The organism is Lonepinella sp. BR2474 (assembly GCF_051851555.1).
In the GTDB taxonomy this organism is placed as follows: Bacteria; Pseudomonadota; Gammaproteobacteria; order Enterobacterales; family Pasteurellaceae; genus Lonepinella.
Window position 1 is genome coordinate 139,203 of sequence record NZ_JBPDVH010000003.1, and the last position, 21,719, is coordinate 160,921.

The window sequence follows — 21,719 nt, forward strand, 5'->3', positions numbered from 1 at the left end:
CACCGCACTTTTATCACAGGAAAAATAAATTATGCCGAACAACAGCTCGCTCAAACAAGTTAAACACCTCGTCGCCATCGGGGGTGGTCATGGTTTAGGGCGTGTGATGTCGGCGTTAAGTTTTCTCAAAGAACAACTCACTGGCATTGTGGCGACCACCGATAATGGCGGGTCCACAGGACGCATTCGCCACGATCACGGCGGTATTGCATGGGGCGATTTACGCAACTGCTTAACTCAAATTATAGCCACCCCCACCACCGCCTCGGCTGTGTTTGAATATCGCTTTTCTGGCACGGGGGAATTGGCGGGGCATAATCTCGGTAATTTGATTTTAAAAGCCCTTGAAGATATGCAAATTCGGCCTACGGATGCGATTAATTTAATTCGTAACTTCTTGAGAGTAAAATCCTTTCTTTTACCCATGTCAGATGAACCTGTACATCTGGGTGCCACGTTGCCCTCGGGCGAAAATATTCTCGGCGAAGTGGCCATAGACAATCTACAACAGCTCCCAGCGCGACTTTTTCTCTACCCCAATGTCAACGCCTCCCCCGAGGCGATTCAAGCGATTTTACAAGCTGACGTCATTTTACTTGGCCCAGGCAGTTTTCTCACCAGTATTATGCCAACCCTTTTATTACCCGAAATTATCCAAGCGCTCAAACAAACCTCTGCGCATATTATTTTTATTGATAATGTAGAACACAGCCCCGCAGCCCATTTATCCTTACATGACCGCATTCAGTGGATTAATCAAACCGTAGGCGAAAATATTGTGGACGGTGCCATTACGCCAGTGCCGATTGATGAAACGGCATTAAATATTAAGCTGTTAGTCCGTAAACTAAACGCAGATGATGTCACCTATCGTCATGACCGTGATTTGCTTTGTTCAGCGATTAACGATATGCTCGTGGCGTTAAGATAAAAAAGCCATTCTATTGAATGGCTTATGTCGTGCTTAGGCTTTGGTTAAATCCTTAACCGTGGTGGTTGCCGCATTATTCATCACAGATTTCACGCCATTTTTAGCTGATTCTTGTAAGGAATAATATTGGCTACGGCCAATTTCTTGATGATTTTTGGCTTTTAACACAAAATAAGGCTTGTCGTTTTTCGCTACTCGATATTCAAATAGAGTTTCATCTGCCCCATTTTTTTGTACAGACGCAATACCATTTTCTGCTGCTGCACGGGTTTTATATAATTCACTGGTTAAAATAACCTGACTATTTGCGGCTTTTAAATTGAACATAAACTGTCCATCGCTCGCTAATTTTAATTCATACCAACCTAATGCCATTGTAAACTCCTTGTTAATAGAAATAATGTTCAAGATCAATCATAGGCTATTTGCTGATTTTTTCAACTGTTTTTTACAAAATTTAGTTAACTAAATTCAGTTGGTTTAATACAGAATTTCGCTGAAAAAATTCACCGCAGTTTGGCAAGTATTTCACATGAATGGGCTGATTTTGGTAAACAAAATCTAAACCGTAGGCATGCAAATAAGTGCGATCAATATTTTCCGTTTTATCGCCATACAGTTCGTCCCCTAAAATCGGGCTACCTAAACTTTTCATGGCGACTCGCAACTGATGGGTTTTGCCTGTTTGCGGTGTTAATACAAATAAGCGTAAATTTGGCTCACAACTGACGGAATAAAAACGAGTAATCGCTGGATTTTCTTTAGTCTTCAGCAATTTCCATGCACCACGCCGTGCCTTTTCCATATCTCCCACAATCAGGCCTTGTTTCTTTTTCGGTTTATGCGCTGACAACGCTAAATAGGTTTTCTGAATTTGATGTGCTGCAAACAAACCCGACAAGCGAACAGCCGCCGGTTGGTTTAAGGCTAACATCAGCAAGCCCGACGTCACTTTATCTAAACGATGAACCAACCAAACTTGCGCCACGCCAAGTTGATTTGCCACGATTTGCGTTAAGCCTCTCTCATTATCATCTTTGTGAACACTTAATCCGCAAGGTTTATTGATGATGATAAAATCTTGATGTTGATATATAATTTCTAGCATAATAACCTCATTACCCTATCTTAAAGGAAAATACATCATGAATAAAGATCTCCGCTTTTATTTTGTCCGTCACGGTCGCACCATTTGGAATGAAAAAGGTTTAATGCAAGGCTCAGGTAACTCCAATCTCACCGAACAAGGCGTACAAGGTGCGGTGAAAACGGGGGAAGTTTTGCAAACTATTCCTTTTGTCGCTGCCTATTCTAGCTGTTTACAACGGACTATCGACACAGCGCATCATATTTTAGGTGAGCGTGATGTACCTCTTTTTCAGCATAATGGGTTAAATGAACATCATTTTGGCAGTTGGGAGGGAACCTTAGTGGACAATATTCGTCAACATCCCGAATTTCAACAGATGGTCAATGATCCTAAGAATTATCAAGCCCGCTGTAATAACGGTGAAACATGGCAACAGTTAGCAGAACGTGCCACCAAAGCCATTCAAGACATTATTAAAATTCATGATAAAGGCAATATTCTAATTGTTTCACACGGCCATACACTACGTTTATTGATCGCCTTATTGAACGGTGCCACGTGGCAAAATCACCGTGAAAATGGGAAAAGTGAAACGCTAGCCAATACCTCGATTAGCGTGGTTCGTTATGTGCAAGAGGAAAATGCGCAAGGACGATTTATTGTGGAAAAAGTGAATGATGTGGGGCATTTGGGGTAAATAACCACAGCATATAAACAAAAAAGGACGCTAAACAGCGTCCTAATTTCCTATGCTTTAAATATTAAAGCGCAGATTTTGCTTTTTCAACTAAAGCAGCAAAAGCCACTTTATCGAATACAGCGATATCAGCTAAAATCTTACGGTCGATTTCAACAGAGGCTTTTTTCAAGCCATTGATGAATTTGCTGTAAGATAAACCGTTTTGACGAGCGGCAGCGTTGATACGAGCAATCCATAATTGACGGAATTGACGTTTACGTTGACGGCGGTCACGGTAAGCATATTGACCAGCTTTAATCACTGCTTGGAAAGCAACGCGATACACACGTGAACGTGCACCATAATAACCTTTAGCGGCCTTAAGAACTTTCTTATGACGCGCTCTTGCAATAACACCACGTTTTACACGAGCCATTATTTAATCTCCTAATGTATATGTTTAACTAAAATTTACTAATGAACGCTTGTGCTTAGGCGTATGGCAAGCACGCTACAACTAAAACTTGGTCTGCTTTCGCAACCATAGATTTATGTCGTAGATGACGTTTACGTTTAGTGGTTTTCTTAGTCAAAATATGACGTAAGTGAGATTGTTTACGCTTGAAACCGCCAGAAGCTGTTTTCTTGAAACGCTTCGCAGCACCACGTACTGTTTTAATTTTAGGCATTGTTTAATAACTCCGCATTGTTTTGTTTAAAAAAGATAAACAGGCGAATATCCGAGGATATTACTTGTAAGGCACTGATTTATCACGCTATTGACAGAAATGTTCATTTCTGTTTTCATAAAAACCCGTAGGCTGCTGAGTGTGCCTACGTGGCTTTAGATTTTTTATCGAATGATTGCTCAATTCAATAAAAAATTATTTCTTCTTCGGTGCAATCACCATAATAGCTTGGCGACCTTCTAATTTCCCTGGCGCCGACTCCACCACCGCAATGTCTGCGGTATCTTCTTTCACTCGAGCCAACACATCTAAACCAATGTCTTGGTGAGCCATTTCACGACCACGGAAACGTACAGTAATTTTTACTTTGTCGCCATCTTCTAAGAATCGAATAATGTTACGCAATTTGACTTGGTAATCACCAATATCGGTACCGGGACGGAATTTAATTTCTTTTATTTGAACGACTTTTTGCTTTTTCTTCTGTTCTTTAGCCGCTTTTTCTTTCTCGTAAATAAATTTACCGTAGTTCATAATACGACAAACTGGCGGTTCAGCATTTGGGCTAATCTCAACTAAGTCTAACTCAGCTTCTTCAGCTTTTGCTAATGCTTCTTGAATTGATACGATACCTACTTGTTCGCCGTCTTGGTCAGTTAAGCGAACTTCTTTCACACGAATTTCATCATTAAGGCGATGAGCTCGGTTGGTCTGAACACGTTTTACAGGTTTGATAGTCCTATTCCTCTCGTCAATTTATTTTACCTCATACTTTTCCGTTCATCACAGAATAGATGATTTCTTTCCTTGCTCCGTTAACATGAGCAAAACAGGCGAAATTCTACGAGATTTTTTGAATTTATGCAATAAAAGAATGCTTTTTGTACATAAAAATTTCACCGTTAATGGTTTTCCAATAGCTCACACAATTTTCGACCAAAAGGTTCACGCCAATCTCGCATTAAATCGGGCAATTTATTGGGATCTTTTTGTTTTAACCAAACCCATTTCATTAATTTCTCTAAACTTTTACGGCTTGCAATCACTTCACTGGCGAAATTGTGCGGTGCAATTTCTTGGAGTTTTTCACGTAAGGCTTTGATCGCTTTTTTATAACGAGGATCTTCGGAAAATCTCACCATGGGTGAGGGATAATCCGCAGGATCAAGGCGTTTTAATTGCTCAATAAGTTGTAGCATTTTTTTCCCATGAATACGGACTTCTTGCGGATTAATGCCAAGTTGTAATAATGCTGAGGTATTTTTCGGATTGTGCATGGCCACTAAAAATAAACTTTCTGCACGAACGACGAAATTTAATGCAAGATCACGTTTTATCGCCTCACCTTGTCGCCAACTTGCCAACAGTTTTAATCGCATTAATTGCTCTGCATTGAGTTTATAAGCATTGGGAATATTCACATAAGCCTTATCGGGGTCTTTGCTTTTTTGAGCTTTTTCCAGTAATAAATGGCAATCAAATTGCACCGCACTTTGTATGCTGCACTCCCCTTGCCATGGCATTTGCGCCAGTTGCGAGGCCATTTTATGATACAAAGGCAATAAATACCACACGTCAGCGGCCGCATATGCTAATTGTTTTGCGGATAATGGACGAGCAAGCCAATCCGTACGTGATGCCCCTTTATCCAAGGCAAGGTCAAAATAATGCTGAATCAAGCTAGCAAACCCTGTGGAATTGGGAAACGCCAAGAAATTCGCCATCATTTGCGTATCCAGTAATGGTGTGGGCAACTGTTGAAAATAATGCTGAAAAACCTCCAAATCTTCCGAACAAGCGTGTAACACTTTCAGCACATTCTGGTTCGCTAATAAAGCAATAAAAGGGGAAAAATCGCTGATATCATTCGGATCAATCAAGCTCACTTGCTCACCATCATACAGTTGAATTAAGCCTAATTTGGGGTAATAACTGCGTACACGAATAAATTCGGTATCTAAGGCGACAACCAAATGCTGTTGAGCTTGCTCACAAATTTGAGCAAGCCCCTGATTATCCGTGATTACCTGAAAGTGCGGTGTATTTTGGATTTCTTTTATCATCATTCATTATTCGGACGTTTGGCCAATTCTTCATCACGCAACACACGGCGTAAAATTTTGCCAATATTGCTTTTCGGCAACTCGTCACGGAATTCAATTTCTTTTGGAATTTTATAGCCAGTTAAATGCTGACGGCAATGTTGACGCAGTTCATCACGGGTTAGGCTATCGTCTTTTTTCACCACGAAAACTTTTATCGTTTCACCCGATACCTCGTGAGGCACACCAATGGCGACCACTTCTGCCACTTTGTTATTGAGCATGACCACATCTTCAATTTCATTTGGGTACACATTAAAACCTGAGACTAAAATCATGTCTTTCTTGCGATCCACAATACGTAAAATGCCTTTTTCATTTATTGTGACAATGTCACCGGTAGCCAACCACCCATCTTTTAACACTTCGCTAGTAGCCTCTGGACGTTGCCAATAGCCTTGCATCACTTGTGCGCCTTTGACCCAAAGCTCACCGGCCTCACCTAATGCCGCCTCACTACCCTCTTCTTTTAAAATCTTAATATCCGTATTCGGCACCGGTAACCCGATACTGCCATCATGTACCAAACAATCCACCGTTGAGGCGGCAACCAAAGGCGAACATTCGGTTAAGCCATAGCCCTCAATAATATTACAACCGGTCAACTCATGCCAACGTGTCGCAATGGCTTGCTGTACTGGCATGCCACCACCTACGGTTAATTTTAATGCAGAAAAATCTACTTCTTTGAAATTTTCATTATTTAACAATGCATTAAATAACGTATTCACGCCAGTTAAGGCCACAAAACGGTGTTTTTTCAATTCTTTAATAAAACCCTCAATATCACGTGGATTAGTAATCAATACAGCCGTAATGCCAAGCTCAATAAATAATAAACAGTTAGCACACAAAGCAAACACGTGATACAACGGCAACGGCAAAATAGCAGTACGCTCACGTTGATTACCTCCCACAAAAGGCTCGGCAATCCAACGGGCTTGCATGACGTTAGCGGTCATATTGCCATGGGACAACATAGCACCTTTCGCCACGCCGGTGGTGCCACCGGTATATTGCAAAAAGGCGAGATCCGAGGGTTCCAATTCAGGGCGCACATATTGACGATTTTTTCCCACGCTCAACACTTCACGAAAGGTCACTGCATTGGGCAATTTGTATTTTGGCACCAATTTTTTCACATATTTCACCACAAAATTGACCAACGTCCGCTTACCAAAAGAAAGCTGATCGCCCATACGGGTCAAAATCACATGCTTAACGGCGGTGTTAAACACCACTTTTTCCAAGGTGGAGGCAAAGTTAGACACCACCACAATGGCCACCGCACCGCTATCTTGTAACTGATGTTCTAATTCTCGTGGCGTATAAAGCGGATTGACATTCACCACCACTAAACCCGCACGCAACACGCCAAACAAAGCTATCGGATATTGCAATAAATTTGGCATCATTAAGGCCACTCGGTCGCCACGTTTAAGCTGTAATTCATTTTGTAGATAGGCCGCAAAAGCTCGGCTGCGTTCTTCCAGTTTACGGAAAGTTAGCACCTGTCCCATATTAATATAAGCGGGACGATCAGGGTGTTTTTGCACCGCACGTTCAAACATATCCAATAGATGATGATATTTCTGAATATCAATCTCTTTTTCTGCCCCTTGCGGATAATTATCAAGCCATAACTTTTCCATACCAATCCTTTTTATTCTTATTTAATGTTACTGTAAGACATAACGCACTTTAGGTTGCGCTAACCAAAGCCCGCCAAAACGTCCCCAACGCATACCAAAACCAAAGCGGTAATCGTCCCAATCATCAGGATCATAATAATATTCTTGCACAAAACGCCATTGTTTCAACGTATCCACAGCGACCACGGGATAATGATAATCCGCCTGATCAATTTTGCCGGTTTCTTTGCCGGTTAATTTGCCTTTCACCGTAATATATTGATCTTTCAAACTGATAGGATCCACAAAGCCGTCCACATAGGCAATAAAACGTCCATTACTGCTCCCGTCTATCACTGGTTTAGCTGAATAAGAGGACACTTGCAAACTCAACACTTCAATTTTGGTTTTATCTTTCAACGCATTTACCGCCAACACTTTGCCGCCCAAACGCACCTGTTTACATTGGCAAGCATAATGATCCGCCTCAATATCTTTTAGATTTTGAATGGTAAATTCATCTTTTTCCAACCCTTGCGGGGGATTGACACACCCCACTAACCCACTCACCGTCAATAAAAGTGCGGTGAAAAAAAGGCCTCTTTTTATCATAACTCCTCCTTTCTGGTTGGAACGCTATTCTCTACCTGGTAATTTCTGCCAAGTTACTTCATTGCGCAAATAAATCGGTTCAATGTCCGTGGCGGAAATCATCTCTTGATTAAACCACATTGGCATAGCGACAGATAGCATATATTTTGCAGATGGCAAGGTAATTTCACTGCTGTTGCCTAACTCGCTCAATAAAGGATAGGACTGCCACCCCGTGCCAACAGTCGCCCACGGCCCTGTTAAAGTTTGGCATTGTTCTAGCAAATTTTCTGGCGAACAAACTTGCTCACGCAACATTTCTTGCCAATGCAAAAACTCGCCAAATTCGCCCCGCACTTTTTCTGCTTTTAAGGCCGAAAAATACACTTCATTCATACGAGCGTCAATGGCACAAAGCACTTGCTCCGCCTGCTGTTGCACATAAGCCGCTTGTGCCATAGCCGTTAAATTGGACACCGCGATCACTGGCAAATCGGCCCCAAAGGCCAAACCTTGCGCCACGCTTGCCCCTACTCGCACGCCGGTAAAACTACCCGGCCCACGACCAAACACTAACGCATCCAACTGATTTAATGTCAAGCCAGACTGCCCTAAGATTTCATCCACCATAGGCAAAATACGTTTGGTATGGGTGCGCTGTGCCACTTCATCTAAATAAGTGATTTCGCCCTGATGTAACAACGCCACGGAACAGGCCTCAGTTGAGGTATCCAGTGCAAGTAAAGTCGGTTTTCCCATGATTATTTTATTTTTCCTTTGTCCTATTTGGGTGTTGTTTCCGCTAACACCTTATATATGGCGTTCATCTCGTCCGACCATTTTACTAGATTTGGAAAACTTTTGCCAAAATCTATGCCTAATTTTTCCGCACGAAATGCCCACCAATCAATCACACAGACCGCACAAATCGTGCCGATATTTAATTCGGTACCAAATTCCGCTAAATTTTGTTCCAACTGCGCAAAACTGCGTAAATTCCGATCCATTAATTGCTGATGACGACCTGTCCACCATTCGGTTTCTGGTCGTAGCATTTTTTCCGAAATAATCGGCAACGTATTTTCCATAATGCCATCAGCTAAATTATGCAACGCCAATACATTCCAACGGGCTTTGCCCTCTTTCGGAAACAAGGTCGTATTTTTGCCTTTATTATCCAAATATTCTGCAATCAACAAACTACCAAATAACCAACGCCCACAATTACGTTGCAACGCCGGCACACGTCCTAGCGGATTATCTTGATTATGGGGAGATTGGGGATCAAAAGAGGATTGAATCGGCAACATCTCAATTTTATCTTGCAACTGATGATGTTGAATCACGGCTAAGACTTTACGCACAAAGGGGCTAGTGGTGGAATACCAAAGTTTCATAAAATTTCTCCTTAACGATATTTTCTCCATTATAAGAAAAAAGGATACTGATGAGTATCCTTTTTTACCAATATTGATTAACCGATTTTATAACCCCCGCCTTAAACCCGTCTTGAACTCGTTGTTACCGTTCCAATGACCTGTTTAAACCCACAACAAGGGCATTGACAAAGTTTATCATAATAATCTGTCTGATGTTGATAGACATCCGTTGTGTACTCATGATAGCCATAATATGTCCCACGGTAACGTTGCTATGAAGAATATCCCTGTTGGGAACCTTTGTAGATAGAGGACAGTTGCTTATAGTAGGATATAGGTGCGACTTCCGCACAATATTCACCTATATGAGATTGAAACGCTAATTTACGTGATTGTTGATACAATATATAGGCAACACCCCACGCTATTAAAGCGATTTTCCACCAATCTTGTTGACCAATTAAAAAGAATGGATATATAGCAACGGCAGCAGCGGCCAAAATATAGAGTAAATACTTATTTTTCACTTTTTTAAGACTCTGTTCTTTTAGAATTTTACGGAGATAATCGGCCTCGTCTTCTGATTTCGCATTAAATAACAAGTTCAACAGCGTTTTTCTGCTCGTTTTCTCATTAATATTAGCGGGATCAAAACCACTGGCATTATTCTTTTGATTAAAATTCGTTTTCAACGTGCTATTAATCACATTCGCCACCGTCGGCGGTAAATCAACACGTTGAGAAATTTGTTTTAATAGAAAAGGAAAAATATAACGCATAATCAATCTAAACATAAATACTCCTTTGATAATTAAAGCAAGGCCATAAAAAAGGATCAAAAATCCCCATATCACTTGAAAAAATTATGCCATTTTACCTGTAAAAAAATCAGTATTTTGTGGGGTTATTGGAATAAATGGGATCGGGAGCAGGGGGAAGACCGAGGAAAAAGATCGGGCTACTGTTGTAACCCTTGCAAAAAATGAACGACTTTATCTAAATCCCTCGTCCGTTTCGCATTTGGCAAACTTTTCAAAAAGGTTTCACCATAAGGACGATTAACCAATCGACTGTCACAAATAATCACCACACCACGGTCTGTCACATCCCGAATTAATCGCCCGACCCCTTGTTTTAAAGCAATTACGGCCTCGGGGATTTGTAAATCATTAAAGGGTTCGCCACCCTGTAACTTACAATCTTCAATACGGGCTTTGAGCAAGGGTTCGTCAGGTGAAGTGAACGGTAATTTATCAATAATGACTAATGATAAGGCGTCCCCTCGCACGTCCACGCCCTCCCAAAAACTGGAGGTGGCGACCAGTACGCTGTGCGGTTCGTGGATAAAATGATCAAGCAATTTGGCTTTGGCCATTTCGCCTTGTAATAAAATCGACAGTGTGCTGTTTTCACGAAAATATTCCGCTAAGCCTTTCATCATAAAATAAGAGGTGCAAAGCACAAAACAACGTCCTTTGTTTGCCTCAATCACCGGTAATAACATTTCTGCGAGCTGTTGTAGGGTGTGTTTTTGGTTGCTACTTGGCAAATAGCGTGGCACGCATAACATGGCTTGTTCGGGGTAATTAAAGGGACTTTGTAACACCTTTTGATCGGCCTGTTGAATGCCTAAACGTTGGCAAAAATGGTTGAAACTGCCACCCACTTCAAGGGTGGCGGAGGTGAAAATCCATGCCGCTTTTTGATTGGCCAGTTGTTCACCAAATTTATCGGCAACGGTCAACGGCGTGATATGTAAGCCAAATTGACGATTAAAGGTTTCATACCAATAGCAATAGCCGGTAATACTGGTATCAGACAGGCGGGTGAGCTGTGTTTTTACGGCGTTAATACGATCAAAAATGCTGTCTAAAGTTTGCGAACGCCCTAAAGCCAGTTTTACCACTTCGGCAGTAAAATCTAATTTCTCTTGTAAAATTTCTAGCCCTTTTTGCACCGCAGTTTGTCGCAATAAATCCCGCCAATTCCCCCGCTGATTGCCCTCACCAAGCAACAGGCGAAAATCTTGCACCATTTTTTGCAGATGATCGCTTGCCACCCCCAACTGCTGCATATCTTTCACTTCGGTACGATAGACAATTTGCAAATCTTTACAAATATCAAACAGTTGACGTGACGTCAGCGATTGCCCGAAATATTGACTGGCAATGTCTGGCAGTTGATGGGCTTCGTCAAAAATAATCACTTCCGCATCGGGAATCAGTTCCGCAAAACCACTTTCTTTCACCGCCATATCGGCACAAAATAAATGATGATTGACCACCACCAAATCCGCCGCCAAGGCTTTTTTGCGAGCCAATGCCACATAACAATCGCCGTAATGCGGGCAATCGGTGCCTAAACAGCTATCGGTAGTGCTGACTAATTGCGGTAAAATCGGGCTGTCTTCTGCTAACGTGCTACATTCCGACAAATCCCCTGTTTGGGTGGCAATTTGCCATTTTTGCACCTTGCTTAAATCCACCAAAATGGATTTATCCCCCACCAAGCCCATATATTTCACCTGTTCCATCCGTTCCAAACAAAGATAATTGGCACGCCCTTTCAGTAAGGCGATTTTGCCTGTGTAATTTAAGGCTTGTTTAATGGCGGGTAAATCTCGTTTAAACAGTTGATCTTGTAAATTTTTTGAACCTGTGGAAATAATGGTTTTCTTTTTCGCCAACAATGCAGGGGCAAGATAAGCGAAGGTTTTGCCTGTGCCTGTTCCCGCCTCGACCACAAGTGCGGTGCGATTTTTGATCGTTTTTTCCACCGCAGTTGCCATATCCAACTGTTCTTGACGAGGACGAAAACCGCTAATCTGTTGGCTTAAGGCCCCAGTTTCGGAGAAAATTTGGATAATGTCGAATGGCTGCATGTTTATTTATCTCGTTATTCCTTTGGTGGTATTGTATCATTTTGAGCAAAGAAAAAGGCAAATTTATTCTTCCCTTTCAAACTTGTTGAAAATAATTCTTATTTAGTTTAATCTAAAGCGGACTGCTTTGTGGTCAAATAACGTGGTAAATAAAATTTCACATTCATGAGGAAAGTATTACAATGAAAAAATTACTGAAAAAAAATGCGATTTTAACGGGTTTTGCCGCGGCTGGCTTGATGTTATCCAATGTCGCCATGGCCGATCTTTTAGTGTATAACGGTCAACCGAAAAATACAGGGGTTGAAAAAGCGGCGCAATTATTTAGTGAAAAAACCGGCATTAAAGTTGAGTTAAAAGCGGGCAAAGGTTCGGACTTCGTTAACCAATTAAAAGAAGAAGGCGATAAATCCTCTGCCGATATTTTTATTGCCGAGGGGGCTAATTTATTCTTAACCTTAAGTGATGCAGGCTTGCTTGCGCCTGTGAGTGAAACCGCATTAAACAATGTGAAAAGCGACAATGTGCCACCGGCCCCGAACAAAGATTTTGTGACGATTGGCGTGCGTGGTCGTGTGTTAGCTTATAATCCGACTAAAATTGCGGAAAAAGACTTGCCAACGTCTTGGACAGAAATGGTCAATGATCCAAAATGGAAAGGCAATTTCTCTTATCACCCTGCCTCTGGTGCATTAGTTGAGCAAGTGGCAGTATACCAAAAATTACACGGCGTAGAGGCCACCAAAGCCTTTTTGAAATCCCTTAAAGCCAACGGCCAATCCATTAACGGGCATTTAGATGCCTTGAAAAAAGTGGATGCGGGCGAGTTAGGCGTGGCGATCATTAATCAATATTATTTAGAGCGTTTATACAAAGAAAAAGGGCAAGAAAATGTGCAAGCAAAAATCCATTATATGCGTAATGCGGATGCGGATTCTACCTTGGTATTTTCAGGCGCAGCGGTTTTAAAAGCCACAAAACAAGCCAAAGAGGCCCAACAATTCTTAGATTTCTTAACCAGTAAAGAAGGACAGGAAGTCTATGTTTCTACCTCTGCAGAATGGCCAACCAATGCAAAAGCGGTCTCACCCGTGGGCTACTTAGTGCCATTGGATAGCCTCAATCCACCGAAAGTCACGCTAAACAGTAAAGCCGAATTAGATGAGGCCAAAGCGTTGATTAAAGAGGCGGGCATTAAAAAAGAAGACAGTGCAAAATAAGCCAAAATCAGGGATAATATTGTCAAATATTCAGTTTTTGTATTGATTATATTTGTGATGTAATTGTAGGGGCGTATTGCATACGCCCTTTTGCTCGATCTGTCTTGGGCGTATGCAATACGCCCCTACAAGATCAATACAATATTTATTTACATCCATCAAAAAAAGGAAACATTATGCACCGCACTTTCGTCCAATCTATCAGCCATGAACTCAGCCTTTATCACTATAATGACATTCCCGTATTGGAAGTAAACCACAATGTTGGCAGCGCCAAAATTGCTTTGCAAGGCGCCCATTTATTCAGTTGGCAACCACGCCATGCCACACAAGATGTCTTTTGGTTAAGCGAAATTGAGCCATTTAAACAAGGCTCCGCCATTCGTGGCGGTGTGCCAATTTGCTTTCCGTGGTTTGGTAATAACGGCACGCCTGCCCATGGCTTTGCTCGCACCCATTTGTGGGATTTAACAACGCATGAAATCAGCCCGAATCAAGTAAGTTTGACATTCTCTTTGTTCGCAGAAGATAAAACGCTGATTGCCACAATTCAAATGTTATTTTCTGAACAATGCGAACTCATTTTTACCAATTATTCGCAAGAGAATGCGCAATTAGCGTTACATAGTTATTTTAATGTGGGCGATATTCAACAGGTGCAATTACACAATTTACCAACCACAACCTTTAACTCATTGACAAAACAACAAGAAACTGTGCCATCACCACGTACCATTGGGGAAAATGTGGATTGTATTTATTCCGCTCAACAAGGCGCAACGATTATTGAAGATCAGGCTTATCAACGTACGATTACGGTTGAACATCAAAATGCCTCCGACACTGTGGTATGGAATCCATGGCATAAACCGACGAGCAGTATGTCAGAAACGGGTTATCAAACCATGGTTTGTGTGGAAACCGCACGGATTAAACAGGCTTTACAGCAGGAAAGTGTTGGGGTAAAAATTCAGGTAAAATCCACCGCAGTTTAACCTTAACGCTCAGGGTAGCGATCACTTTCGCTACCTGACTTCCCTCTTGAAATTTCCCAATTTATCACCATTTTATGATTAACAGTTTCAAAAATTCATAAGGAGAAAAGATGAAAACCTATCAATTTTCACTGTCAAGAGCGCATGTTATCGCACAACGTATTAGCACATTAATGAAAGAAACGGCACAACTGGCTTTGCAAAAATACAGTTATCACCTTGATAAAAACGATATGCTTTATTGGGAAAGTGAAAGCAAGCGTCAGGCGGTATTACAAAAAATTGAGGACAATAGTCAGCAATTTTTACAATATGAAAACGACTATATAAAATTTAGCGAAATATTGGCACAGTTACGTAAAACCATTGCGCAGGCCAATCAAAAAACGGGGATTTCCGATCGGTTAACGGATATTCGTCTGCTTGATACGCAATTAAGTTTTCTAAATGATATTCAACAAAATGGTGATGTGGCCGATGACAACGCCACTGATTTTGTCAACGAAATGCAAGATCGTTTAACGATTTATGCCAAATTAGAAACGGAATCCGCCCGTTATAATGCCATTGAGCGTGATTTTCCGCTATTAATTAAAACAGAAAATGCGGAACAAACCGCTTTGCGTCAACAAAAAATGGCACAATTAAAGAATCAACGTATTCGTTTGAATGATGAAATTCGGGATCTGAACGGTGCAACCTCCATTCAGATTGAATTAGATGACGCCATGGCGGAAGCCTTAAATCTGGCCTAATAAAATATAAAACGGTGTGGTTGCGACCGCAAAGAGGCGCCCTCGGGCATCTGTTTGAAAACGCACCTGAACAATACCGAGCTACTCTAATTGAACATTAGAGTAACAGATAAAATGATGGGTATCGACCCGCCTAAGATGAATTGCCTTGTTTCTTTGTTGGTTGTGATGTCATCTAGGTTGCGTAATGTATATTGTCATACCCTTTTGTTGGTTGCTGATTGTTTATTGCTAGTTGAGCTTTCGGTATTGTTCAGTTTTCTTTATTATTATGGGAGTTTTTATGAATCAAAACATTATTCCAAATACGAATGACCAACGCTCTACACTATGGATTGCTTATGCCTTATTTGGGGCGGGCATTCTGTTTGGCGGATTACCCGCTATTGCGGGCGTCATTCTGGCTTATATTAAGAAAAATGAAGTGTTTGGGGCTTACCAAGATCATTATCGTTTCTTAATCCGCACGTTCTGGGGAACCCTATTGGGTTTCGTGGTGGGTGGCATTCTTTCGATTATCGGCATTGGTGCATTGATTATTTGTGCGGCATCTATTTGGTATATTTTCCGCATTGTCGTCGGCGCATTGCGTTTAAAAGAAAATGCGACAGTGACACCGACAGGCTGGTTTAAATAATTATCAGCATAACAAAATAAACCCTGTTTTAAACAGGGTTTATTCATTCTCTTATTTATCCAAAAACAACGCCGCTGCCCCACGCACGCCGCCTGAATCGCCATATTTGGCTTTTTTAATCACTGGCACTTTAGCACTTCGCATTAAATGGGCGGGTAAGGCGTTTGGTAAGGCCTCATAGAGATAATCAAAATTAGATAACCCGCCACCGAGAACAATTAAGTGCGGATCAAACGCAGTAATAATATTACCAATAGAAATCGCCGCCAATTCCACAAAAAGATCCACAAATTCCACCGCAGTTTTATCCTTGGCATAAAAGCGATCTATAATGTCTTTGGCTGATAACTGTTCACCTTTTAAATCATGATATAACAATTCAAAACCACGACCCGATAAATAAGTATCTAAACAGGCTTGATTGCCACAACCACAGCGGTAAATCGGTGCTTTGTCCCAACCGAGTAATTTTAAGGCGTGATAGTTTAATTGCAAATGGCCTAATTCGCCCGCCATGCCCACTTTACCGGAATGTACTTTGCCGTTAAACACCAATCCGCCACCAAAACCCGTACCTAAAATTAAACCTAACACAAAAGGATAGTGCTGATTTTCGCTGTCCCACGCCTCCGATAAGGCAAAGCAGTTGGCATCATTTTCCGCACGCACTTCTCGCCCTAATAATGCCGACAAATCTTGCAAAATCGGCTTGTTGTCCGCCACTCGAATATTGGTAATTTCCGCTAACCCTGTTTCACGGTTAACAAAACCGGGTAAGCCCAAGCCTACCGTGCCTTTTTCACCGAATTTTTGATCCGCCCGATTCACTAAATCCACAATCGCTTGCAACCATTGTTGATAGCTGTCTTTCGGGGTTTCAATGCGTTCGCTGTATTGTTTTTCTAACTGTGCATTAAAGGCCGCCAATTCAATTTTGGTGCCGCCAATATCTAATCCATATAACATAAAAAACTCCTGTTTTTTTTCACCGCACTATTTGACAAATAATAATCTATTTTGCTGAAAAATCTGTTTCTTTTCAAGATAAAAGAACATGACGGCATGGACAATCCAAGCAATCAAGGTGCTAATCAATAAATCAATCGGATGGTGCATGCCTAAACGTAAACGGCTCACCAACATCAATACCGACCACAACAAGACGCCCCCCACTAACACTTTAGAGGCAAAACGACAGCGCCCCATAAGTTGGGTAAAGCCCACCGCTAATAATAGCCAACTGGCGGAAAAAATCGTATGGCCTGATGGGAAAGAATAGCCTGTTTCTCGCTCACGGTGATGAACTAACCAAGCGGGTGTTTCAGTTTTATTGGCATAAAATTGGCTGACAATCACCGCACGTTGTTCACGGGTTTGATCGTAAAAATAGTCCGTTGACACACCGCTTTGTTCTGCCAAGGCACTGACATAAGGACGAGGTTCGGCAAACACCGTTTTGGCAGCGGTTTTAATGCCTTGCGTGATCACCATCGAAATGGCCATAATGATCACCGCACTTATCCATTTTGATTTGCTGGAAAAAAGTGGCAAAAAACATAAGGCCAACACCGCACAACTTATCACCGCATAAGGCACACTCCCCGTTTCGGTTAACCCATATAAAATATAATCAAATGCGGTTAAATCACCATCACCTTGCCATTGCCATGAAAAAATCCACGCAAAAAATGGCACAAGGCAAAGTAAAAAAGTATATAATGAAAGGCGTTTTAGCATAGCGGCTGTCCTATGTAATAAAGTATGTAATGAAATGTAATTGAGAAATCTATTTTATCACTAGAAAACTAAAAGCAAAATAAGGATTTATTTTATGGCGAAAATTCAGCTTGTGACTGAAGCCAATTTACCGACCGAATTCGGTATTTTTAAGATTGTCGGATTTGAATTCCCTGAGAGCAAAAAAGAACATGTGGCCTTGGTGATGGGCGATATTCGAGATGGTCAACCGGTGTTGGCTCGTATTCATTCCGAATGTTTAACCGGCGATACGCTGTATAGTTTAAAATGCGATTGCGGTTTTCAACTCGCTAGCGCCTTGCGTCAAATCAGTGAAGAAGGCCGTGGTGTGTTGATTTATCACCGAGAAGAAGGCCGTGGCATTGGGTTAATTAACAAAATTCGGGCCTATGCTTTGCAAGATCAGGGCATGGATACCATTGAGGCCAATTTAGCCTTGGGGTTTGCCGCAGACGAACGTAATTTTGCGGTTTGTGCGGATATTTTTGCGTTATTAGGCGTTAATCAAGTACGCTTATTAACCAACAATCCGGCGAAAATTGAGACCATGAAAAAAGCAGGCATTAATGTGGTTGAACGGGTGCCGTTAAACGTGGGTGAAAATCGTTACAACACCGCTTATTTAGACACCAAAGCGAAAAAAATGGGGCATTATATTGTGCATCATCAAGGCGAGGCAGAAAATAGCGAAAAACATTTTTTAAATTGTCCCCATTGTTTGTCGGAAATTCCATCCAAATAAGCCCCAATTTTATGACATAGATCACAAAATTTGTGACTAATTGCAAATTTTTATTGTTGCAAGATTGTTACAATTATAAAATAGCGGATTATTATTTCACATGCTTGTGATGTTTGTTTTTTGAAGGACACATAACTATGGCTACGCCACAAATTCTTATCGTTGAAGATGAAACAATTACGCGCAATACCTTAAAAAGTATTTTCCAAGCGGAAGGTTATCATACCTTTGAGGCTTGCGACGGTAATCAAATGCAACAAATCCTCGCCAACAAAGAAATCCATTTAATCGTGATGGATATTAATCTACCGGGTAAAAACGGCTTGATGTTAGCCCGTGAATTGCGTGAACACACCAAAACGGCACTGATGTTTTTAACCGGTCGTAATAACGAAGTGGATAAAATTCTCGGCCTAGAAATCGGCGCAGATGATTACATCACCAAACCGTTTAACCCAAGAGAATTAGCCATTCGGGCCCGTAATTTGTTACAACGTACCATGGGCGAGGAAAAAGACGATCCGAAAGTCGATACCTACCGTTTCAATGGTTGGACGTTAGATGTCAATCAACATGCGTTGATTAACCCAGAGGGTGAAATTCTGAAATTACCACGCAGCGAATTTCGTGCCATGGTACATTTCTGCCAAAACCCCGGCAAAATTCAAACCCGTGAAGAATTATTGAAAAAAATGACGGGACGTGACCTGAAAGAAAATGATCGCACGGTAGATGTCACCATTCGTCGCATTCGTAAACATTTTGAAGATCATGCGGGAACACCCGAAATCATCTCCACCATTCATGGTGAGGGTTATCGTTTTTGTGGTCACTTAGAATAACCCCTTTCAAGCGACATTTAAGTGCGGTGAAAAATTTAGCCGAATTTTTACCGCACTTTTTCTTGATTATTCCCCTTGTTTATTTGTACATTGCCCCGATATTAGGTAGAATTGTCTTATCTTTTGAAATCAACGAAATACTATGACCAAGAAAAAAAATAAAGTCGGTTCCAATACTATTGCGTTAAATAAACGGGCTAGACACGAATATTTTATTGAAGAAGAAATTGAGGCGGGTCTTTCCCTGCAAGGTTGGGAAGTGAAATCCATGCGTGCGGGCAAAGCCAATATTAGTGACAGCTATGTGATTTTTAACAACGGGGAGGCCTATTTATTTGGGGCCACCATTCAACCCTTAAGCGTGGCCTCTACCCATATTGTGTGCGACCCTACTCGAACCCGTAAACTATTGTTAAGCAAACGAGAATTAGATAGCCTATTTGGCAAAGCAAATCGTGATGGATTCACCATTGTGGCCTTGTCGCTGTATTGGAAAAATGCGTGGGCGAAAATTAAAATTGGCTTGGCCAAAGGCAAAAAATTACACGATAAACGTGACGATATTAAAGATCGTGAATGGAAAGTTCAAAAAGATCGAATTATGAAACATGCCCAGCGTGGCTAATCACTCATTTTAATTAACTACTTGGAGAATATGAATGGCACAGGATCAAGATCCTTGGGCAGCACCGGGAACGAATTCAGACAATTCCTCGGCGCAAAAGCCAACTAATCAACCCACAGATGAACCGAAAAAATCGCAAGATAACGAGCAATCGCCGCCCGATTTAGAGGAGGCCTTTACCAATTTGCTGAAAAAATTATCCGGCAAAAATAAAGGTAATGGCTCAAATAATACCCCGAACAATAAATTACCCGAAATTAATGTCGGTAAATTATTGCCCCTTGCCGTATTGGTTGGCGCCGTGGTGTGGGGATTAAGCGGTTTATATACGGTGAAAGAGGCTGAACGTGGCGTAGTAACACGTTTTGGTCAACTGCATGCGATTGTGCAACCGGGTTTAAACTGGAAACCGACATTTGTGGATCAAGTGTTGCCGGTGAATGTTGAACAAGTCAAAGAGCTGAAAACCCAAGGCTCCATGCTCACGCAAGATGAAAACATGGTGAAAGTTGAATTAACCGTGCAATATCGTGTGCAAGATCCGGCCAAATTCTTATTCAGCGTGACCAATGCGGAAGATAGCTTGGGCCAAGCCACCGACAGTGCGTTGCGTTATGTGGTCGGTCACATGACCATGGATAATATTTTAACCACTGGCCGTTCCGTGGTGCGTGAAGATACGTGGAAAGCCCTCAATGAGATCATTAAGCCTTATGATATGGGCTTGGAAGTGATTGATGTAAACTTCCAGTCTGCTCGTCCACCGGAAGATGTGAAAGACGCCTTTGATGATGCCATTAAAGCACAAGAAGATGAACAGCGTTATATTCGTGAGGCCGAGGCCTATGCCCGTGAACGTGAGCCGATTGCTCGAGGCAATGCGCAACGTATTTTAGAAGAGGCCACGGCGTATAAAGAACAAATTGTGTTAGATGCCAAAGGGGAAGTGGAACGTTTTCAACGTTTGTTGCCGGAATTTAAGGCAGCGCCTGAGGTATTAAAAGAACGCTTATATATTCAAACCATGGAAAATCTGATGGCCAAAACGCCAAAAGTGATGATGGATGCCGGCAATAATTTAACCGTGTTACCTATGGATCAGTTATTACGCCAGAAACCAGCGAGCGTGCCAGAAACGGACGTACAGCGTTTTGAAAAAACCATTCCAAGCTCAAGTAATAGCAGTAGCAGTAATAATAGTGCGGTCAATTCTCAGCCAGTTTATAACGTGCCAAGCTCAACCAACAATAATCGCCAAGGGAGATTTAACTAATGCGTAAATATTTAACTTCCATTGTGATCGTATTAGCCTTGGTGCTTTATTCTAGCCTTGTGGTGGTACAAGAAGGCAGCCGTGGCATTATGTTACGTTTTGGCAAAGTGCAACGTGACGTCGATAACAAAGTCAAAGTCTATTCACCGGGTTTGCACTTCAAAGTGCCGGTATTAGATAGCATGAAATTGCTTGACGCTCGAATTAAAACCTTAGACGGCCAAGCGGATCGTTTTGTCACCGTGGAGAAAAAAGACCTTTTAGTGGATTCCTATGTCAAATGGCGAATCAGCGATTTTGGCCGTTTCTTCACCACCACGGGTGGCGGTGATTACACCCAAGCCTCGAATTTATTACGCCGTAAAGTCAACGACCGTTTGCGTTCTGAAATTGGTTCCCGCACCATTAAAGACATTGTGTCTGGCACCCGTGGCGAATTAATGGCAGATGCGAAAAAATCCCTCAGTACAGGCCAAGACAGCACGGCAGAATTAGGAATCGAAGTCATTGATGTGCGAATTAAGCAAATTAATTTGCCCGATGAAGTGTCCTCCTCTATCTATCAACGTATGCGTGCCGAACGTGACGCCGTTGCCCGTGAACACCGTTCACAAGGGAAAGAAAAAGCCGCCTTTATTCAAGCGGATGTGGATCGTAAAGTCACGTTAATTACGGCCAATGCGAATAAAACCGCACAAACCTTACGAGGTGAGGGCGAGGCTACCGCAGCCAAATTATATTCTGACGCCTTTGCACATGAAACCGAATTTTACAGTTTCTTACGCAGTCTAAAAGCCTATGAAAACAGCTTTGCGGGTTCGGATAACATGATGATCTTAAAACCGAATAGCGAATTTTTCCGTTATATGCAGGCACCAAAGAAATAATTTTAAAAAAGT

The 21,719-nt window shown here is 41.8% G+C and carries 25 protein-coding genes; 11 read left to right on the plus strand and 14 right to left on the minus strand.

Annotated elements, in window-relative coordinates; all coding sequences use genetic code 11:
• The first annotated feature begins 31 nt into the window (after positions 1-31).
• Complete coding sequence (locus tag ACTG7Q_RS05640; RefSeq protein WP_439241755.1) at positions 32-931, plus strand: gluconeogenesis factor YvcK family protein; 900 nt, start codon at positions 32-34, stop codon at positions 929-931.
• A gap of 33 nt (positions 932-964) precedes the next feature.
• Here ACTG7Q_RS05640 and ACTG7Q_RS05645 read toward each other — a convergent pair whose 3' ends face one another.
• Both ACTG7Q_RS05645 and ACTG7Q_RS05650 read right to left on the minus strand, forming a co-directional pair.
• Positions 965-1,306: a YegP family protein gene (locus tag ACTG7Q_RS05645; RefSeq protein ID WP_439241757.1), complete on the minus strand. Its 342-nt coding sequence runs from the start codon at positions 1,304-1,306 to the stop codon at positions 965-967.
• A gap of 82 nt (positions 1,307-1,388) precedes the next feature.
• Entirely contained in the window at positions 1,389-2,039 is a 651-nt protein-coding gene (locus ACTG7Q_RS05650) for a TIGR01621 family pseudouridine synthase (protein WP_439241759.1), read from the minus strand.
• A gap of 37 nt (positions 2,040-2,076) precedes the next feature.
• On the opposite strand from ACTG7Q_RS05650, the gene ACTG7Q_RS05655 reads away from it, so the two are divergent.
• On the plus strand, positions 2,077-2,718 hold the full coding sequence (locus ACTG7Q_RS05655) for a histidine phosphatase family protein (RefSeq protein WP_439241761.1): 642 nt from the start codon (positions 2,077-2,079) through the stop codon (positions 2,716-2,718).
• 64 nt (positions 2,719-2,782) lie between these two features.
• On the opposite strand, the gene rplT is transcribed toward ACTG7Q_RS05655, so the two are convergent.
• From rplT to ACTG7Q_RS05705, 10 genes are all read right to left on the minus strand, one after another.
• Positions 2,783-3,136: a 50S ribosomal protein L20 gene (gene rplT / locus ACTG7Q_RS05660; RefSeq protein WP_005596075.1), complete on the minus strand. Its 354-nt coding sequence runs from the start codon at positions 3,134-3,136 to the stop codon at positions 2,783-2,785.
• A 55-nt stretch (positions 3,137-3,191) separates the two neighbouring features.
• A complete protein-coding gene (gene rpmI / locus ACTG7Q_RS05665; protein ID WP_005596065.1) occupies positions 3,192-3,389 on the minus strand; it encodes a 50S ribosomal protein L35 in 198 nt (65 codons plus the stop codon).
• Between the two features lie 195 nt (positions 3,390-3,584).
• Positions 3,585-4,145, minus strand: coding sequence for a translation initiation factor IF-3 (gene infC, locus ACTG7Q_RS05670; protein ID WP_439241941.1), 561 nt, complete (start codon positions 4,143-4,145; stop codon positions 3,585-3,587).
• A gap of 146 nt (positions 4,146-4,291) precedes the next feature.
• Positions 4,292-5,452 (minus strand): ribonuclease D, encoded by a 1,161-nt coding sequence (gene rnd, locus ACTG7Q_RS05675; RefSeq protein WP_439241943.1) that lies wholly within the window; start codon positions 5,450-5,452, stop codon positions 4,292-4,294.
• Positions 5,452-7,143 (minus strand): long-chain-fatty-acid--CoA ligase FadD, encoded by a 1,692-nt coding sequence (gene fadD / locus ACTG7Q_RS05680; protein ID WP_439241763.1) that lies wholly within the window; start codon positions 7,141-7,143, stop codon positions 5,452-5,454. Before fadD ends, rnd begins: the two co-directional genes overlap by 1 nt.
• A 27-nt stretch (positions 7,144-7,170) precedes the next feature.
• Positions 7,171-7,734, minus strand: coding sequence for a Slp family lipoprotein (locus ACTG7Q_RS05685; RefSeq protein WP_439241765.1), 564 nt, complete (start codon positions 7,732-7,734; stop codon positions 7,171-7,173).
• 24 nt (positions 7,735-7,758) lie between these two features.
• Positions 7,759-8,472 carry a tRNA (adenosine(37)-N6)-threonylcarbamoyltransferase complex dimerization subunit type 1 TsaB gene (gene tsaB / locus ACTG7Q_RS05690; RefSeq protein WP_439241767.1) on the minus strand — a complete coding sequence of 238 codons (714 nt, stop codon included), beginning with the start codon at positions 8,470-8,472 and terminating at the stop codon, positions 7,759-7,761.
• Between the two features lie 23 nt (positions 8,473-8,495).
• Positions 8,496-9,110: a glutathione S-transferase gene (locus ACTG7Q_RS05695; protein WP_439241769.1), complete on the minus strand. Its 615-nt coding sequence runs from the start codon at positions 9,108-9,110 to the stop codon at positions 8,496-8,498.
• Between the two features lie 254 nt (positions 9,111-9,364).
• Positions 9,365-9,886 (minus strand): hypothetical protein, encoded by a 522-nt coding sequence (locus tag ACTG7Q_RS05700; RefSeq protein ID WP_439241772.1) that lies wholly within the window; start codon positions 9,884-9,886, stop codon positions 9,365-9,367.
• Between the two features lie 164 nt (positions 9,887-10,050).
• A complete protein-coding gene (locus tag ACTG7Q_RS05705; protein ID WP_439241774.1) occupies positions 10,051-11,973 on the minus strand; it encodes an ATP-dependent DNA helicase in 1,923 nt (640 codons plus the stop codon).
• Between the two features lie 182 nt (positions 11,974-12,155).
• Between ACTG7Q_RS05705 and ACTG7Q_RS05710 the strand changes: the two genes are divergently transcribed.
• The 4 genes from ACTG7Q_RS05710 to ACTG7Q_RS05725 all read left to right on the plus strand — a co-directional run bounded on the left by ACTG7Q_RS05710 (position 12,156) and on the right by ACTG7Q_RS05725 (position 15,580).
• Entirely contained in the window at positions 12,156-13,193 is a 1,038-nt protein-coding gene (locus ACTG7Q_RS05710) for an extracellular solute-binding protein (RefSeq protein WP_439241777.1), read from the plus strand.
• Positions 13,194-13,369: 176 nt separating this feature from the next.
• Complete coding sequence (locus ACTG7Q_RS05715) at positions 13,370-14,188, plus strand: D-hexose-6-phosphate mutarotase (protein WP_439241779.1); 819 nt, start codon at positions 13,370-13,372, stop codon at positions 14,186-14,188.
• A 110-nt stretch (positions 14,189-14,298) separates the two neighbouring features.
• Positions 14,299-14,943, plus strand: a complete 645-nt coding sequence (locus ACTG7Q_RS05720; RefSeq protein WP_439241782.1) for a hypothetical protein — start codon at positions 14,299-14,301, stop codon at positions 14,941-14,943.
• A 283-nt stretch (positions 14,944-15,226) separates the two neighbouring features.
• Complete coding sequence (locus ACTG7Q_RS05725) at positions 15,227-15,580, plus strand: DUF4870 family protein (RefSeq protein WP_439241784.1); 354 nt, start codon at positions 15,227-15,229, stop codon at positions 15,578-15,580.
• Positions 15,581-15,631: 51 nt separating this feature from the next.
• Here the strand turns inward: ACTG7Q_RS05725 and nagK are convergent, their stop codons facing one another.
• Both nagK and ACTG7Q_RS05735 read right to left on the minus strand, forming a co-directional pair.
• Entirely contained in the window at positions 15,632-16,546 is a 915-nt protein-coding gene (nagK, locus tag ACTG7Q_RS05730; RefSeq protein WP_439241786.1) for an N-acetylglucosamine kinase, read from the minus strand.
• Positions 16,547-16,573: 27 nt separating this feature from the next.
• Complete coding sequence (locus ACTG7Q_RS05735) at positions 16,574-17,317, minus strand: phosphatase PAP2 family protein (RefSeq protein WP_439241789.1); 744 nt, start codon at positions 17,315-17,317, stop codon at positions 16,574-16,576.
• A 94-nt stretch (positions 17,318-17,411) separates the two neighbouring features.
• Here ACTG7Q_RS05735 and ribA point away from each other — a divergent pair, with 94 nt between their 5' ends.
• The 5 genes from ribA to hflC all read left to right on the plus strand — a co-directional run bounded on the left by ribA (position 17,412) and on the right by hflC (position 21,707).
• The gene (gene ribA, locus ACTG7Q_RS05740) at positions 17,412-18,080 is read left to right on the plus strand and encodes a GTP cyclohydrolase II (RefSeq protein WP_439241791.1); all 669 of its coding nucleotides are present in this window, start codon (positions 17,412-17,414) and stop codon (positions 18,078-18,080) included.
• A gap of 137 nt (positions 18,081-18,217) precedes the next feature.
• A complete protein-coding gene (arcA, locus tag ACTG7Q_RS05745) occupies positions 18,218-18,922 on the plus strand; it encodes a two-component system response regulator ArcA (RefSeq protein ID WP_439241794.1) in 705 nt (234 codons plus the stop codon).
• 142 nt (positions 18,923-19,064) lie between these two features.
• On the plus strand, positions 19,065-19,547 hold the full coding sequence (gene smpB, locus ACTG7Q_RS05750; protein WP_439241796.1) for an SsrA-binding protein SmpB: 483 nt from the start codon (positions 19,065-19,067) through the stop codon (positions 19,545-19,547).
• A 34-nt stretch (positions 19,548-19,581) separates the two neighbouring features.
• On the plus strand, positions 19,582-20,820 hold the full coding sequence (hflK, locus tag ACTG7Q_RS05755) for an FtsH protease activity modulator HflK (RefSeq protein WP_439241799.1): 1,239 nt from the start codon (positions 19,582-19,584) through the stop codon (positions 20,818-20,820).
• Positions 20,820-21,707, plus strand: a complete 888-nt coding sequence (hflC, locus tag ACTG7Q_RS05760) for a protease modulator HflC (protein WP_439241801.1) — start codon at positions 20,820-20,822, stop codon at positions 21,705-21,707. Before hflK ends, hflC begins: the two co-directional genes overlap by 1 nt.
• Positions 21,708-21,719 lie beyond the last annotated feature (12 nt).

Excerpts from the sequence above, each read along its gene's own strand:
- rpmI (WP_005596065.1), bottom strand. The coding sequence starts at position 3,389 with ATGCCTAAAATTAAAACAGTACGTGGTGCTGCGAAGCGTTTCAAGAAA.
- ACTG7Q_RS05725 (WP_439241784.1), top strand. The coding sequence starts at position 15,227 with ATGAATCAAAACATTATTCCAAATACGAATGACCAACGCTCTACACTA.
- ACTG7Q_RS05655 (WP_439241761.1), top strand. The coding sequence starts at position 2,077 with ATGAATAAAGATCTCCGCTTTTATTTTGTCCGTCACGGTCGCACCATT.
- ACTG7Q_RS05645 (WP_439241757.1), bottom strand. The coding sequence starts at position 1,306 with ATGGCATTAGGTTGGTATGAATTAAAATTAGCGAGCGATGGACAGTTT.
- ACTG7Q_RS05695 (WP_439241769.1), bottom strand. The coding sequence starts at position 9,110 with ATGAAACTTTGGTATTCCACCACTAGCCCCTTTGTGCGTAAAGTCTTA.
- rnd (WP_439241943.1), bottom strand. The coding sequence starts at position 5,452 with ATGATAAAAGAAATCCAAAATACACCGCACTTTCAGGTAATCACGGAT.
- ACTG7Q_RS05685 (WP_439241765.1), bottom strand. The coding sequence starts at position 7,734 with ATGATAAAAAGAGGCCTTTTTTTCACCGCACTTTTATTGACGGTGAGT.
- ACTG7Q_RS05650 (WP_439241759.1), bottom strand. The coding sequence starts at position 2,039 with ATGCTAGAAATTATATATCAACATCAAGATTTTATCATCATCAATAAA.
- ACTG7Q_RS05700 (WP_439241772.1), bottom strand. The coding sequence starts at position 9,886 with ATGTTTAGATTGATTATGCGTTATATTTTTCCTTTTCTATTAAAACAA.
- hflK (WP_439241799.1), top strand. The coding sequence starts at position 19,582 with ATGGCACAGGATCAAGATCCTTGGGCAGCACCGGGAACGAATTCAGAC.
- hflC (WP_439241801.1), top strand. The coding sequence starts at position 20,820 with ATGCGTAAATATTTAACTTCCATTGTGATCGTATTAGCCTTGGTGCTT.
- nagK (WP_439241786.1), bottom strand. The coding sequence starts at position 16,546 with ATGTTATATGGATTAGATATTGGCGGCACCAAAATTGAATTGGCGGCC.
- ACTG7Q_RS05715 (WP_439241779.1), top strand. The coding sequence starts at position 13,370 with ATGCACCGCACTTTCGTCCAATCTATCAGCCATGAACTCAGCCTTTAT.
- ACTG7Q_RS05640 (WP_439241755.1), top strand. The coding sequence starts at position 32 with ATGCCGAACAACAGCTCGCTCAAACAAGTTAAACACCTCGTCGCCATC.
- arcA (WP_439241794.1), top strand. The coding sequence starts at position 18,218 with ATGGCTACGCCACAAATTCTTATCGTTGAAGATGAAACAATTACGCGC.
- ACTG7Q_RS05705 (WP_439241774.1), bottom strand. The coding sequence starts at position 11,973 with ATGCAGCCATTCGACATTATCCAAATTTTCTCCGAAACTGGGGCCTTA.
- ACTG7Q_RS05735 (WP_439241789.1), bottom strand. The coding sequence starts at position 17,317 with ATGCTAAAACGCCTTTCATTATATACTTTTTTACTTTGCCTTGTGCCA.
- fadD (WP_439241763.1), bottom strand. The coding sequence starts at position 7,143 with ATGGAAAAGTTATGGCTTGATAATTATCCGCAAGGGGCAGAAAAAGAG.
- rplT (WP_005596075.1), bottom strand. The coding sequence starts at position 3,136 with ATGGCTCGTGTAAAACGTGGTGTTATTGCAAGAGCGCGTCATAAGAAA.
- ribA (WP_439241791.1), top strand. The coding sequence starts at position 17,412 with ATGGCGAAAATTCAGCTTGTGACTGAAGCCAATTTACCGACCGAATTC.
- ACTG7Q_RS05710 (WP_439241777.1), top strand. The coding sequence starts at position 12,156 with ATGAAAAAATTACTGAAAAAAAATGCGATTTTAACGGGTTTTGCCGCG.
- smpB (WP_439241796.1), top strand. The coding sequence starts at position 19,065 with ATGACCAAGAAAAAAAATAAAGTCGGTTCCAATACTATTGCGTTAAAT.
- tsaB (WP_439241767.1), bottom strand. The coding sequence starts at position 8,472 with ATGGGAAAACCGACTTTACTTGCACTGGATACCTCAACTGAGGCCTGT.
- ACTG7Q_RS05720 (WP_439241782.1), top strand. The coding sequence starts at position 14,299 with ATGAAAACCTATCAATTTTCACTGTCAAGAGCGCATGTTATCGCACAA.